This is a genomic window from Streptomyces sp. NPDC039430 (assembly GCF_055639435.1).
Genome location: NZ_JBVKAK010000008.1, coordinates 399205 through 413332, shown reverse-complemented (window position 1 = coordinate 413332; position 14128 = coordinate 399205). Strand labels below are relative to the sequence as shown.

The 14128-nt window shown below is 72.0% G+C and carries 14 protein-coding genes; 10 read left to right on the top strand and 4 right to left on the bottom strand.

Annotated elements, in window-relative coordinates:
• Positions 1 to 310 precede the first annotated feature (310 nt).
• Both ACZ7LS_RS22220 and ACZ7LS_RS22215 read left to right on the top strand, forming a co-directional pair.
• The gene (locus ACZ7LS_RS22220; RefSeq protein ID WP_385135604.1) at positions 311 to 1315 is read left to right on the top strand and encodes an ATP-grasp domain-containing protein; all 1005 of its coding nucleotides are present in this window, start codon (positions 311 to 313) and stop codon (positions 1313 to 1315) included.
• Positions 1312 to 2127, top strand: a complete 816-nt coding sequence (locus ACZ7LS_RS22215) for an ATP-grasp domain-containing protein (RefSeq protein WP_382670044.1) — start codon at positions 1312 to 1314, stop codon at positions 2125 to 2127. Before ACZ7LS_RS22220 ends, ACZ7LS_RS22215 begins: the two co-directional genes overlap by 4 nt.
• Before the next feature lie 12 nt (positions 2128 to 2139).
• Here the strand turns inward: ACZ7LS_RS22215 and ACZ7LS_RS22210 are convergent, their stop codons facing one another.
• Positions 2140 to 2769, bottom strand: coding sequence for a CGNR zinc finger domain-containing protein (locus ACZ7LS_RS22210; RefSeq protein ID WP_385135601.1), 630 nt, complete (start codon positions 2767 to 2769; stop codon positions 2140 to 2142).
• Positions 2770 to 2890: 121 nt separating this feature from the next.
• On the opposite strand from ACZ7LS_RS22210, the gene ACZ7LS_RS22205 reads away from it, so the two are divergent.
• The 5 genes from ACZ7LS_RS22205 (at position 2891) to ACZ7LS_RS22185 (ending at position 7884) form a co-directional block, all read left to right on the top strand.
• Entirely contained in the window at positions 2891 to 3370 is a 480-nt protein-coding gene (locus ACZ7LS_RS22205) for a TetR family transcriptional regulator C-terminal domain-containing protein (RefSeq protein WP_382519785.1), read from the top strand.
• Between the two features lie 45 nt (positions 3371 to 3415).
• Entirely contained in the window at positions 3416 to 3919 is a 504-nt protein-coding gene (locus ACZ7LS_RS22200) for an O-acetyl-ADP-ribose deacetylase (RefSeq protein WP_385135598.1), read from the top strand.
• Positions 3920 to 4043: 124 nt separating this feature from the next.
• On the top strand, positions 4044 to 5249 hold the full coding sequence (locus ACZ7LS_RS22195) for a cysteine desulfurase-like protein (protein ID WP_382670033.1): 1206 nt from the start codon (positions 4044 to 4046) through the stop codon (positions 5247 to 5249).
• A gap of 151 nt (positions 5250 to 5400) precedes the next feature.
• A complete protein-coding gene (locus tag ACZ7LS_RS22190; protein ID WP_382969672.1) occupies positions 5401 to 6192 on the top strand; it encodes an aminoglycoside adenylyltransferase family protein in 792 nt (263 codons plus the stop codon).
• 210 nt (positions 6193 to 6402) lie between these two features.
• Positions 6403 to 7884 carry an MFS transporter gene (locus tag ACZ7LS_RS22185; RefSeq protein WP_382670028.1) on the top strand — a complete coding sequence of 494 codons (1482 nt, stop codon included), beginning with the start codon at positions 6403 to 6405 and terminating at the stop codon, positions 7882 to 7884.
• A 61-nt stretch (positions 7885 to 7945) separates the two neighbouring features.
• On the opposite strand, the gene ACZ7LS_RS22180 is transcribed toward ACZ7LS_RS22185, so the two are convergent.
• A complete protein-coding gene (locus tag ACZ7LS_RS22180) occupies positions 7946 to 9607 on the bottom strand; it encodes an ABC-F family ATP-binding cassette domain-containing protein (protein ID WP_382519776.1) in 1662 nt (553 codons plus the stop codon).
• A gap of 520 nt (positions 9608 to 10127) precedes the next feature.
• On the opposite strand from ACZ7LS_RS22180, the gene ACZ7LS_RS22175 reads away from it, so the two are divergent.
• The 3 genes from ACZ7LS_RS22175 (at position 10128) to ACZ7LS_RS22165 (ending at position 11831) form a co-directional block, all read left to right on the top strand.
• A complete protein-coding gene (locus ACZ7LS_RS22175; protein WP_382969663.1) occupies positions 10128 to 10952 on the top strand; it encodes an LLM class F420-dependent oxidoreductase in 825 nt (274 codons plus the stop codon).
• Positions 10953 to 10968: 16 nt separating this feature from the next.
• Entirely contained in the window at positions 10969 to 11400 is a 432-nt protein-coding gene (locus tag ACZ7LS_RS22170) for a TIGR03668 family PPOX class F420-dependent oxidoreductase (protein WP_382519773.1), read from the top strand.
• A 197-nt stretch (positions 11401 to 11597) separates the two neighbouring features.
• Positions 11598 to 11831: a hypothetical protein gene (locus ACZ7LS_RS22165; protein ID WP_382519772.1), complete on the top strand. Its 234-nt coding sequence runs from the start codon at positions 11598 to 11600 to the stop codon at positions 11829 to 11831.
• Between the two features lie 109 nt (positions 11832 to 11940).
• Here the strand turns inward: ACZ7LS_RS22165 and ACZ7LS_RS22160 are convergent, their stop codons facing one another.
• Together ACZ7LS_RS22160 and ACZ7LS_RS22155 are read right to left on the bottom strand one after the other, a co-directional pair.
• Positions 11941 to 12852, bottom strand: a complete 912-nt coding sequence (locus tag ACZ7LS_RS22160; protein ID WP_382670017.1) for a S1 family peptidase — start codon at positions 12850 to 12852, stop codon at positions 11941 to 11943.
• Between the two features lie 182 nt (positions 12853 to 13034).
• A complete protein-coding gene (locus ACZ7LS_RS22155; RefSeq protein WP_385135593.1) occupies positions 13035 to 13997 on the bottom strand; it encodes an amidohydrolase family protein in 963 nt (320 codons plus the stop codon).
• Positions 13998 to 14128 lie beyond the last annotated feature (131 nt).

The window sequence follows — 14128 nt, the reverse complement described above, 5'->3', positions numbered from 1 at the left end:
AACGGCCTTCGCACAAACAGTCTACGAGCGGCCGCCCCGTCCGCCTCCAGACGCAGGACGCACGGATCGGTGAGAAGACCGGAGGTCACCCGCGGTCACCCGCGGTGACGCTCCGGCTGACCGGGGGGTCGTACCCGGCCCCGGCGCTCCCATGGGCTCGTGGCGGCACACGGTGCCCGCTCCGGGGAACATCATCTCCCGGCCCAGGTGGGGCGGGTGGGGCTGGCGAGGGGCCCGGTTACGGTGTGGCAGATCATGGTCTTCGAGATGTCAGCCGCCCGTTGGCGTCCGGGGGTTGCGGGGAGGGTCGATGAGGCTCTGTTTTGTCGTGGAGGAGCAGTACCGGTTCGACGGCATGCCGGTGGAGGTGATCCGTCAGCTCGCCGCATGGGGGCACCGGGTGGACGTGGTGCGGCCGGGCACGTCACTGCTGCGGTTGTCCGAGGTCGTACGGGCGGGCGGACATGACGCGTGGGTACTGAAGACCGTGTCCGGGGGCCCCGGGCTGGCGTTGCTGGAGGCCGCCGCCGCGGTCGGACTGACGACGGTGAACGACGCCCGCTCGATTCGAGGCGTACGGGACAAGGTGGCGGCGGCGGTGATCGGCCGCGCCCGGGGGCTGTCCGTTCCGGAGACATACGCCGTGGCACGCCCCGAGTTGCTGACGGAGCTTCCCGCGGAGGCGTTTCCGTTGGTGGTCAAGCCCGCGGAGGGGAGTTCCGGGCGGGGAGTGCGGCTGGTGCGGTCGCCGGAGTCGCTGGCGGCGGCGAGTGCCGGGCTGTCGGAGGAGGGAATGCTGATCGCCCAGCCGTACATCCCCAACTCGGGCGTCGATCTCAAGGTGTACGGCGTGGGCGGCGAGCTGTTCGCGACGGAGCGCTCCTCGCCGCTCCATCCCGGCGCGCCGAGGCGGGAGCGGTCCGTGCCGCTGCCCGCGGAGGTGGCGGGGATGGTCGCCGAGGCCGGTGAGGTCTACGGGCTCGATCTGTTCGGTGTGGATGTGCTGCTGGGCCCGGACGGCCCGGTCATCGTCGATGTGAACGACTTCCCGAGCTTCCGGCGGGTGCCGGACGCGGTGGCGCGCGTGGCGAGGGCGGTCCTCGATCTGGCCCGTACGGGCGGTAGCGCCCCGGGAACGGCGGCAGTGGGCGCGCTTCCGCCGCCGGAGCCGGTGTCCGGCGCGCTGCCCGGCCCGATGCCCGGCCCGGCCCCGGGCCTGGTGTGCGAGGCGGTCCCCGTTCCGGGGATCGTGCCACTCCTGACATCCGCCGGGGTTCCGTTCCGGATACCCGCGACGGCGGGTGAGGCCGGATGAGGATCTGTCTGATCACGTCACGCCCCGGTCACCCGCTGCTGGCGGCCACCACCGCGCTGCTGACACCCCACCATCGGGTGGAGACGATCGACCCCGAGGCGGCTGGCGACGGCGCGCCGGGCGGCCCGGCCGCGCCGGGCCCCCTCGCCGACGTCTATCTGCTGAAGGCACACACACCGCGGTCCCTGGCCCTGGCCGGCTCGTTCGAGGAGCGCGGGGCCACGGTGCTGAACTCGGTGGCGGCGACCACGCTCTGCCAGGACCGTACGGCGATGGCCGGCCTGGCCCGGCGCGCCGGGCTGCCGTTCGCTGCCACCCGGACCGTCGCGAGCCTGGCCGAACTCGCCGGCGAACGGGACCTGCCGTACCCCTTGGTGGTCAAGAGCAGGCACAGCCGGCGCCACGACCTCGTCACCCGGGTCGACAACGCCGCGCGACTGCGCGGACTGCGCTCCGGCTGGGCCCAGGAGCCGGTGGTGGTCCAGGAGTTCACGGAGAACAGCGGCTGGGACCACAAGCTCTGGGCGATCGACGGCCGGGTGTTCGCCGCCCTGCGCCGCTCGGAGCTGGCCGAGGGCGGGCGGGGCCCGACGCTGCCGCTCGCACTCGGTGATCTGCCCCACGGCTGGCAGGACTTGGTGCGCACGGTCGGTTCCGTCTTCGCGCTGGATGTGTACGGCGTCGATGTGATCGACGCGGGCGACGGCACCCCGCTGATCGTGGACATCAACGCGTTTCCCGGCATACGCGGCCAGCGGGGCGCCCCGGAAGCGCTCGCGGCCCTGGCACTACGGGCGGGTGGGCGTCCCTAGAGGCGCGACGGGTCAGTCCTCGCCGGGAGGGGTACTCGGCCCTTCCTGACGTCCTGGACGGCGGGTGCTCTCCAGCTTGCGGGCGCGGTGGCTGGCCACGTTGAGCCGGTTGCCGCACACCTCGGGCATGCAGTAGCGACGGCGCCCGGCCTTGCTGGTGTCGACGAACATCCCCTCGCACACCGGTGAGGCGCAGCGGCGGAACCGGTCGTGGCTCAACGTCCGCAGGGCGCCGAGCAGCCCGGTGCCCATGAGGACGGCCAGCTCGTCGGCGACGGACGTACCCGGCGAGATCGCGACGTACCACTGCCAGTGGCCCTCGGCGTCGCGGTACAGGGACGGACCGATGCCACCCCGCGCGACCAGCGCGCTCGCGGCCTCGACGACCTGCTCTTCGGCGCCGGCCTCAAGAATGGCGCGGATCTCCCCGCGCAGGACGCGTACCGCTTCGAGGTCGGCGTCGTCCGGCCGCCGGCCGTCGGCCAGGGCGTCGCGGCGGACATCGTGCTCGGCCAGGAAGCGTGCCAGCGCGGCGGGGCCGGTGAGGATCTCGCCCAGGGCCGTACGGACCACGGGGGAGGTGTTGACCAGATCGGTCGCGACGCCCGCCCCCAGCTTGTAATCGGAAAAAGGAATCTTCAAGCCTTACTCCATGGTAGGGTAACCGGATAAATTAACTATACCCATTAGCCTGCGGCCGGCTCGGAGCCGGCCGGCAGGGGTCGGTACGCCGGTGCCCCCGAAACCCGCTGAGGAGAACACCATGGACACCGCTCCCTTCCTCGCCTACCTCGACGGACGCCACGTCCGCTGGCAGCTGACGCTCGACCAGTGCGTCGACGAAGCGGGCGACGACCCACGCGCCCGGCTCCTCGCCGTCTTCGACGCACTGCGGTCGTGGGCGGCCTCGTCACCGGGCTTCCGCGGCTGCGCGCTCGTCAACGCCATGGTCGAGCTGGCCGACCCGCGGCACCCGGCCCGCTCCGTGACCGCCGCCCACAAGCGGGCACTGCGCGCCAGGATGCTGGAGCTCGCGGAGGCGACGGGCGCGCCCGATCCCGGCCTGCTCGTGGACCAGCTCCTGCTGGTCTACGAGGGAGCGATCGCCGCACACGCCGTGGCCAGCGTCGAGAAGGCCGAGGACAAGGCCCACCTCACGGCCCGTCGGCTGATCGCCGCCGCCACCCCGTACCCCATGGACACCTTCTGGGCCGGCCCCGATCCCATGTCGCGTGAGGTGTGAGGGGAAAGCGGGTGTGGGGGAAAGCGCGGTGGCATGATCGGGCGCATGGCTCCGATCGAGGTCGTACAGGGTGACATCACACGCCAGGACGTGGACGCCATCGTCGCCGCGGCGAATCAGTCGCTGAGGGGCGGAGGCGGTGTGGACGGCGCGATCCACCGGGCCGCCGGGCCGCGGCTGGCCGAGGCGGGCGCCGCGATCGGGCCCTGCCGGCCGGGCGACGCGAAGGCGACGCCCGCCTTCGACCTCGACCCACCGATCACGCATGTGATCCATACCGTCGGTCCGGTCTGGCGGGGCGGACAGCACGACGAGGCCGAGGTCCTCGCCTCCTGCTATCGCCGCTGCCTTGAGGTCGCCGGCGAACTGGGTGTCAGGACCATCGCCATTCCGGCCATCTCCACCGGTGTGTACGGGTTCCCGGCGCAGGAGGCGGCGCGGATCGCCGTCACCGCGATCAGAGCCACGCCGACCTCCGTCGAGTGCGTCCGGCTCATCGCCTTCGACCGGGAGACACACGACCTGCTCGTGGCCGCCCTCGCGGAGTGACGCGCCCCCCCCAGAACCGGATCCGGAGAACCGGATCCCGAGAACCGGATCCGGCACTTCCCGTACGGCCCGGTCCACGCCAGGCTGGGGCGGCACGAGTCATCAGCGAGAGGAACCGACGGCAATGACCTTCGACGTGGCGGCGGTACGCGCGTCCTATCCCGCGCTCAGCGACGGTACGGCGTATCTCGACGGCGCGGCCGGCACACAGGTGCCGGCCGCCGTCATCGACGCGATCACGGACACCTACCGGTCCGGGACCGGTAACGTGGGGGGCTCGTTCGCGGCCAGTCGCCGCGCGGGAGAGATCGTGTCCGCGTGCCGCCTGGCAGTCGCGGACCTGGTCGGAGGGGCCCCCGAGGGCATCGTCCTGGGCCCGAACACCACGTCGCTCATCTACCGCTTCGCCCAGGCACTCGGCCCGACCTGGCGGCCCGGCGACGAGATCGTGGTCTCCCGGCTCGACCACGACGCGAACATCCGCCCGTGGCTCCAGGCGGCGGCCCGCGCGGGCGCGGTCGTACGGTGGGCCGAGGCCGACCCGGCGACGGGCGAACTCCCCGTGGAGCAGTACGACACCCTGCTCGGCGACCGTACCCGCCTGGTGGCGGTGACCGCGGCCAGCAACATCCTCGGCACCCGCCCCGATGTCCCGGCCATCACCGCCAAGGCGCACGCGGTCGGTGCCCTCACGTTCGTGGACGGGGTCCACGCCACCCCGCACGGCCCCGTCGACGTCATACGGCTGGGCGCGGACTTCTACGCGACGAGCGCCTACAAGTGGTCAGGTCCCCATATCGGCGCGGTGGCGGCCGACCCGCGGCTGCTGGAGTCCCTGAGCCCGGACAAGCTGATCTGCTCGCCGGCCGCCGTGCCGTCCAGGTTCGAGACCGGCACGGCGCCCTTCGCGGACCTGGCCGGAGTCACGGCCGCCGTCGACCATCTGGCCGCCCTCGCCGGACCCGCTCCGGGAAACCGGCGCGAGCGGCTGCTCCGCTCGATGGCCGCCGTCGAGTCGTCCGAGCGGGAGCTGTTCGCGGTGATGCTGCGGGGACTGGCGGACCTGCCCGGGGTCACGCTCTACGGCGAGCCCGCGCACCGGACCGCGACCGCCTACTTCCGGGTCGCGGGCCGCACACCGGGCGAGGTCTCCGCGTGGCTGGCCGGACGCGGGGTGAACGTCTGGGACGGGCACTGCTACGCCTGGGAACTGGCCGGCGCGCTGGGGCTGCGGGACACCGGCGGCGCGGTACGGGCCGGACTGGTCCACTACAACGACCGCTCGGACGTGGACCGGCTGCTGGCGGCCGTCGCGGAACTGGAGGACTGACGGCCGGGCGCCGACCCCGCCGAACGCGGTCCCGCCGGGAAATCCGTTGGGTCCGTGGCCGCCGGACGCCTACGATGCGGACGACGCGGCCCTCCCGGCCGTCGCCGCGGACGCGTCGCGTACGAAGGGATGTCGGCCACCGGTGCGGGCAGTGACAGGTCCGGATACTGAGGACATCGTTCACCTGGTGCGGCAGGTGCTCGGCGCGGACGTCGTCGGCGGCTACCTGCACGGCTCCGCCGTGCTCGGCGGCCTGCGGCCCCACAGCGATGTCGATGTGCTCGTCGTCGTCCGCCGGCCCACAACACCACGGGAGCGGCGCGCACTTGTCGACGGCCTGCTGGAGATCTCCGGCCAACAGGCCAGGAACGGCCCCGCCCGTCCCGTCGAGCTGACCGCCGTCGTCCAGTCCGACGTCAACCCGTGGAGCTACCCGCCGCGCTGCGAGTTCCAGTACGGCGAGTGGCTGCGCGACGCGTACGAGCGGGGCCTGACGCCCTCGCCGGAACCGAGCCCCGATCTCGCGCCACTGATCACGATGGTGCTGCTCGGACAGGCCCCGCTGACCGGCCCACCGCCGGGCGACGTACTCGCCCCCGTCCCGCACGAGGACCTCGTCCGCGGGATCGTCGACGGCGTCCCGGAGCTGCTCACCGAGCTCGCATCCGACACCCGCAACGTCCTTCTGACGCTCGCCCGGGTCTGGATGACCGTCGCGACCGGATCGATCGCCTCCAAGGACGCCGCCGCCGCGTGGGCACTCGCGCGGCTCCCGGCCCACCACCGCCCGCCGCTGGCACGCGCGCGAGCCGTCTACCTCGGAGACGAGGAGGAACGCTGGGACGACCTGCTGCCGTACGCCGCCGCGCTCGCCGCACATGTCGTGGCGGCGATCGGCCAGGGCACGACGGGGCCGGACGTCCCCCCTCGCGGCCCTCACTGAGGGGTACGGGGGAGACCGGGAGAAGACACCGACGGGTTCCCGGGGCCGGTCCCGGCGCGGGCGTGTCAGGCCCGGCCGCGCGGCGTACGGACGTACGCTGAGCCGGCGGCCCGGCCGGACCTCGGGCGTCGCATCACGAGGACGGCACAGAGGCCGGCGGCCGGCGCGCGCGACGGTCCGCGGCCCTTCCCTCTCGCCCCGGAGGCGTCCTTGCGGTTCAGCCCACCCTCGCCGCGTCCGTTCAGCCGTATTCCGCTGGCCGGACGCTATCCCGCGGCGGTGGCGCTCTCCCTGCTCGCGCTGAGCCCGTATCTGATCCTCACCACCGCCACAGCCCTCGCGGAACCACGGATCATGGGGGACGTCGGCGCCACCGCGTTCGAGCTCCAGCTCGCCAGTGGCATGTCGAACGCGGCGTACGCGTTCGGCGCGGTGCTCGCCGCGGACCTCGTCCAGCGCGTCGCACGGCGCAGGATCTACCTCATCGCCGAGACGGCGTTCGTGCTGAGTTCGGTGCTTGCGCTCAGCGCACCGGGCGTCGGTCTCTTCACGGCCGGTGTGGTGCTCCAGGGCCTGTGCACCGGGATGCTGCTGGTCGCGGCGCTGCCACCGCTGGTCACCGGGCACCCCATCGGGCGGCTTCGGACGACCGCGGCCGTCGTCAGTCTCGGGCTGTTCGGCATGGTGGCCTTCGGGCCGCTGGTGGGCGGGCTCGTCGGCACTCTGGGCGGCTGGCGGGCGCTGTTCGCGGGCCTCGCCGCGCTGGCGGCGATCGGCCTGACCGTCGGCTCCCTGACGTTCGAGAGCAATGAACCACCGGCCCGCCGGGCGAGGTTCGACTGGTCCGCGATCCCCCTCGCGTTCGGCACCACCACACTGCCGTTCTTCGGCGTCTCCTGGCTGACCCGCGGCTCGTTCAGCGACCCCGAGTTCTTCGTGCCGGTCGTCTGCGGGCTGATCTGCGGGGTGCTTCTGGTGGGCGGTCAGTACCGCAAGGCCAAACCGCTGATGCCCGTACGGCCCATCAGCAACACACTGCCGGTCGTCGGGACACTCAACGCGATGCTCGTCGGCGCGTGCTTCACCTCGCTCCTGGAACTGACCGAGGCCTATCTGACACGGGAGGCGCACTACGCACCGCTGCGCGTCGGGGCGCTCGTCACGCCCCAGATCCTCGGCGTGTTCGTGGCCGCCGTCCTGTTCCGGCGGCTGGTGTCGACCCGCTGGACCCCGTATCTGGCCCTGTCAGGAACGGTCAGCGTGGCCATCGGCGCCGCCGTCCTGCTGGCCGTGTCCACGGCGAACGCCTCCGTGTTCGTCCCCGTCGCCGCGCTCTTCCTGGGCTTCGGCGCGGGCGCGGGCGTGACACCGGGACTCTTCCTGGCCGGGTTCTCCGTACCGTCGGCACAGATCGGCCCGACCTTCGCCCTGGTCGAACTGCTGCGGTCGGAAGCGGCGTTCCTGGTCGGACCCGTGCTGCTGCACCTCGCCCTGACCACGGGCCTGGCGCACGGCTTCCACCTCGCCGTGACGATCACACTCGTGCTCATCGTGATCGGCGCGCTGCTCCTGGTGGGCCTCTACGCCCTGGGCGGCGCGCGTCCCGAGCCGCCGGACCTCGAATCCTGGCTGACCGGCCCCTCGACGGCGTACCACTCACCGGCTCTGCTCGCCGCGATCCGCAAGACCTGAGCGGCTGAGCGGACGGCCCCCCCCGGGGCGCACACACCGGTGATGCGCCCCGGCGACCGCGTCAGCCCGGCTCCGGCGCCTCCAGCAGGCCGCGGACCTCTTCCGCGGTGGTTTCCTGAAGCTCCTCCCCGAGGAGCAGCCAGCGGGTGATGCCGGCCGCTTCGAGGAACGGCAGATCGTGGCTGGCGATCAGGAGCGCGCCCTCGTACGACGCGAGGGCGCTCGTCAGCTGCCGCACACTGGCCGTATCGAGGTTGTTGGTCGGCTCGTCCAGCATCAGCAGTTGCGGGGCCGGCGCGGCGAGCATCATCGCCGCGAGCGTGGCGCGGAAGCGTTCTCCGCCCGAGAGGGTGCCCACGGGCTGCTCGGCGCGCGCACCCTTGAACAGGAAGCGCGCGAGCTGGGAGCGAATGTGGTTGTCGGTCACCCCGGGGGCCATCCGGGCCACGTTCGCCACGACGCTCAGCTCGTCGTCCAGCACATCCAGGCGCTGTGGCAGAAAGCGCAGTGGTACGAACGTCCTGGCCTCGCCCGCCAGTGGGGCCGATTCCCCGGTGAGGGTGCGCAGTACGGTGGTCTTGCCCGCGCCGTTGCGCCCGACCAGCGCGATCCGCTCGGGCCCGTGCACGTGGAGGTTCCCCTCGCGCAGCCCCCCGAACCGGGGGCGCAGCCCGCGCAGGCTCAGTACGGTGCGGCCCGCGGGCACGGCCGTATGCGGAAGGCTCACACGGATCTCCGCGTCCTGACGGATCGCGTCCGCGGCCTCCTCCCGGCGCTCGCGCGCCTCATGGAGCCTGTCCTCCTGAAGGCCGCGCAGCTTGTCCCCGGACTCCTGCGCGGAACGCTTCCGTTCGCCCGCCACGATCCTCGGTGCCCGCCGCTGGGCGTCCATTTTCTTGCTGTGCCGCTGCCGCCGGGCCAGCTTCACGTGCGTCTCCTCCAGCTCGCGTTTCTGCCGGCGTACGTCCGCCTCGGCGGCCCGCAGCATCCGCCCGGCCGCTTCCTGCTCGGTGTCCAGGGCTTCCCGGTACGCGGACCAGCCGCCTCCGTACCAGCTCACCGACCCGGCGCGCAGCTCGGCGATACGGTCCACGCGTTCGAGCAGTTCGAGGTCGTGGCTGACGACGACGAGCACACCGGAGCGCCAGGAGTCGACGGCCTCGTGGAGTCTGCGGCGCGCGGACAGGTCGAGGTTGTTGGTCGGCTCGTCCAGCAGGAGGATGTCGGGACGCTCCAGCAGCGAGGCGGCCAGCCGCAGCAGGACGGTCTCCCCGCCGGACATCTGGCCCACGGTGCGGTCCAGTTCGACGTCGCCGAGGCCGAGCGAGCCCAGTGTCGCCAGGGCCCGTTCCTCGACGTCCCAGTCGTCGCCGATCGTCTCGAAGTGTGTTTCCCGGACGTCACCGGCCTCGATGGCGCGCAGCGCGCCGCGCCGCTCGGCGATGCCCAGGGCCTCGTCGACGCGCAGCGCGGTGTCGAGGGTGACGTTCTGAGGAAGGTAGGCGAGGCTGCCGCTCGTGCTGACCGACCCCTGGGCGGGGCGCAGCCGGCCGGCCAGCAGGCGCAGCAGTGTGGACTTGCCCGCGCCATTGGCACCGACGAGACCGGTGCGGCCCCGGCCGATGGTGAGGGACAGCCCGTCGAAGAGGGTGGTGCCGTCGGGCCACTGGAAGGACAGGGCGGAGCAGGTCAGGGAGGCCGTGGGAGTGGTGGGTGTCGCCATGGGGATTCTCGCAGTCGAAGGCGTGGTGGACGGGGGGCTTCGTATGCGAGCACCACGCGGCGACCGAACCGGGAAAGACCAGACCCGGAAACAAGGAGGGTGCGGCGGTCCGAGGGACTGGGCGGACAGCCCATGCACCGAGGTCGCATCCACGCGTGGGTCACGGGCGGCACGGAAAGCCGCTGCGACGTGACAGGCGTACGGCGAGGGCCGTACGGCGCGGTGATCGCGAACCTCAGATGCGCAACGTCCACCTCAATCGGAGACAACAGAGCCGTGTGAAACCATAACGACCCGTCCGGCGAAAGGCAAAGCCCCCGCCCAAGTCCCTCCTCCCCGGGGCCCGACCCGTCCGCGGGCGGCGCGGGCCTGCCGCGCACTCGCGGATCGCCCGGTCGGCCGTACGGATTGTTGTGCCGGAGCCGTCGGGGGTACGTGGCCATGGACCACGGGTTCGCGGGTCCCGCGCACCCGCGACCGTTCCGCTGACCCCGAGAACCCGGAAACCGAGGGAGCCGCTGTGAAGTTCGGTGTATCGACCTTCATCACCGACCAGGGCATCGCGCCCACCCCGCTGGGGCGCGCCATCGAGGAGCGAGGACTCGACTCCTTGTTCATCGCCGAACACACCCATATCCCGGCGGACCGCCGCTCGCCGTACCCCGGCGGCGGCGAACTGCCGGAGATGTACTACCGCACCCTCGATCCGTTCGTCGCGCTCGCCGCCGCCGCCGCGGTGACCGAACGGATCCTGCTGGGCACCGGCATCGCGCTGGTGGTCCAGCGGGACCCGATCATCACGGCGAAGGAGGTGGCGTCCCTGGACCTCGTCTCCGGCGGGAGGGCGGTCTTCGGGGTCGGTGTCGGCTGGAACGAGGAGGAGATGGAGAACCACGGCACGGACCCGCGCACCCGGGGCCGTCTCGTGGACGAGCGGCTGCGGGCCATCCGCGAGCTGTGGACGAAGGACAAGGCGGAGTTCCACGGGGAGTTCGTCGACTTCGATCCCGTCTACTCCTGGCCGAAACCGGTCCGGCGTCCCCACCCGCCCATCTATGTGGGCGGCGGCGAGGGGTCCTTCCACCGGGTGGCCGCCATCGGTGACGCCTGGCTGGCCAACAGCATGCCGCCCGAGGATCTGGCGTCCCGGATCGAGCGGATGCGAAGCGTCGCGGGCCGGGAGGTGCCGGTGACCGTCTACGCGGTGGGGAAGGAGCCCGAGCTCGTGGAGCAGTACGCGCGGCTCGATGTGGAGCGACTGCTGTTGTATCTGCCGACGCTGCCCGAGGCCGAGACGCTGCCGTACCTGGACGAGCTCGCCGCCGTAGCGGACCGCTTCCGGTGAGCCGCCGGATCCCGCCGTGCCGAGGATGACGAGCGGCCGGGCCCGGGAGCACTTCGACCGGGCCCGGATCGCCCGTCTCGCGACCGTCGACGCCGCCGGCCGCCCGCATCTGGTCCCCGCCGTCTTCGCCCTCACGGGTGACACCCTGGCCTTCGCCGTGGACCACAAGCCGAAGCGGTCGCCCCGGCTGAAGCGGCTGGCCAACATCCGGGCCCACCCCGGGGTCTGTCTTCTCGTCGACGGCTACGACGAGGACTGGGACCGCCTGTGGTGGGCGCGCGCGGACGGAACGGCCACCGTGCTGCCACCGGCCGGGGAATCGGAGGTCTCGGCGCGATACGTGAGCCTGCTGTCGCGGAAGTACCGGCGGCAGTACGCCGACCGCCCGCCGGAAGGGCCCGTGGTGGAAATCGCGGTGACGCACTGGTCCGGCTGGCACGCCAGCTGACCGGCTGCCGTGGCCGCAGGCCGGACCTCGGAGTTCCGAAGCCTGGAGTTCCAGACGCCGGAGTCCCGCAATCACACCGCACGCCGTTTGTCCTGTTCTGATGGGCCGAGCGGGTGACATAGTCCGAGATTTCGCGGAAAAGGCTGTATACCAGGGCATGCATCCGATGTTCGCTTCACCCGACGTAGGGAGCTCACATGCGTATCCGTACGGCGCTCGCCGCCACCGCCCTCGCCGCCACCGCTCTGCTGGGCGGCGCCAGTTCGGCGTTCGCCTGGGAAGGTCACGAAGTGACCGCCGCGGCGGGCGGCCTTGAGGCGGCGGGCGGCACGGGTCACTACCACAACCTGGGCGGCGACGCGGGAATCACCGACGCCGACCACTCGGCGTTCGAGCTCGCGGGCTGGTTCGGCTTCCTCGACCTGCGATAACCGCGCTGTCGTTGCCGCACCGCCCCCTGTGCCGAGCACAGGGGGCGGTGCGGCGTTTCACGCGACGCGGGCCGGTTCGGATCCAGCCGCGGCGGGAGGCCGGGACCGGTCAGTAGATGCTGACGCCGTACGCGTTCAGCACCGGAATGACCGGCTGGAAGAACGACGTTCCGCCACTCGCGCAGCTTCCGCTGCCGCCCGAGAGCACACCGATGGCGCGGTTGCCCGCGTAGAGCGCGCCGCCGCTGTCGCCCGGTTGTGTGCAGATGTTGGTGGCGATCAGGCCGTTGACGATGTTGCCGTTGCCGTAGTTCACCGTGGCGTTGAGGCCGGTGACCACACCGCTGACGACGCCGGAGACCGCGCCGCGGAAGGTGACGGCCATGCCGATGGTGGCATTGGCCGCGCCGGTGATGTCGACGCTTCCGACGGTGCCGGGCGCGGGCACCGCGGAGTTGGTGTAGCGCACGAGCCCGTAGTCGTGGTTGGGGAAGCTGGACCCCACGGTGGGGCCGATGAGCGTGGTCAGCGAGGAGTTGGCGTACCAGGTCGAGCCGGCGCGGGCGCAGTGCCCCGCGGTCACGAAGTAGTACGTACTGCCGCTGACGACATTGAAACCGGCCGAGCAGCGCGCGCCCGCGGAGTAGATGGCGTCGCCGCCGGCGAGCTGGGTGGAGAGCCGGCCGGCTGTGCGCTCGAAGCGCAGCGCACCCGCGTGCGGCCCCGCGGCCCGTTCGATCGCGGCGGTCTGCGCGGCGGTTACCGTGCTGTCCGCGGTGACGACCACGGTGCCCGCCGCGGGGTCGGCGTACCAGGCGGTACCCGCCACACCGGCGTTCAGGACCGCGTCACCGGCGGCGGCCGGCACACGCGCGCCGGACGTGTCGGTGACGGTCCCGGCGTTCGCCGCGCTCGCGGCGGGGACCGCCAGCGCCACGGCGGCGGCGAGGCCCGTGGCGACGGCGAGCAGACGGGGGCGTCCGGGGGTGCGGGCACGGTGAGCGGTGCGCTTGATCCTCACTTGGCGTTTCTCCCGGGAATCGGGGGCCCTCCGAGGAGTACGGGCCCGTGAGGCGCGGCGTGGGTGGCCGTGCACTCCGGCCGGACCGCGCGCCCCCGGCCGGCGTTGCTCGGGAGTATCGGGGGCCTCAACTCACCGCGCAAGGGCGCCTTTTGGCCGTGATCCGGGCGCCTGCCGGACTGTCAGCCGAGGTGCAGGAGGCGCTCGGCGTTGCCGTGGGCGATTTTGTTGAGGTCGGCGTCGCTGAGGGGGAGGCCGCGGAGGAAATCGGTGGCCTGGGTGCTCGACTCGTACGGGTAGTCGATGGCGAAACAGATGTTGTCGATACCGATCGCGAGGACGGCCCCCAACAGGGCGCTGGTGGCCATGACGCCGCTGGTGGTGATGTGGAAGTTGTCGATGAAATACTCGGAGGGCTTCTTGGCCAGCTTCACATCGGATTCGACATACGACAGCCGGGTGTCGACCCGGGACAGGTGGAAGGGCAGCATCTCACCCATATGGCCGAGGATGACCTTGGCGGTGGGGAACCGGTCGAACAGTCCCGCGCAGATCAGGCGCAGCGCGTGGGCGCCGGTTTCGATGGTCCACGCGTAGGTCGGTCCGATCAGCTCGGGGCGGCCCTCGAACACCGACCAGCCCAGGGGCGCGCTGTTGGGGTGCAGATACAGCGGTACGTCGTGTCCGGCGAGCGCTTCCCAGAAGACATGGAACTGGTGTTCGTCGAGGTAGTGACCCAGGGTGTGGCCGTTGACCAGAACGCCGGACAGGCCGAGGCTGTTCACGGCGCGGTCCAGCTCCCGTACAGCGGCGGCGGGGTCCTGCAGGGGCATCGCGGCGAGCCCCGCGAACCGGGTGGGGTGGTCGTGCACGACGCCCGCGAGGACGTCATTGGCCAGCTGTGCGTCGGAGACGGCGATGGCGGCGTCGGGCTGCATCTGTACGCCGGGATTGGTCAGGGACAGCACCTGCATGTCGACGCCGTGCTCGTCCATGTCCTTGAGGCGCAGTTCGTTGAAGTCGGGCAGCCGTCGCTCGAACTCGGCCAGCACGCTCGGCCGGAACTTCGTCGGCTGATGGAGGGACGCTCCGGCGGTGGCCATGCCCGGCACGCTGAAGGCTTCCTCAAGCGCGATGATCTTCATGGTGCTTCCCTTACCGTTGAGGTGGCCGTCCCGCGCCGCAGGAGAACGCAGCCTTCGCCGCTCCTTCACGCCGTGGCCGTCAGAGGCGAGGCCGTGCGTGCGGAGGTGCTGTGCGGAGGTGCTGTCTCGAA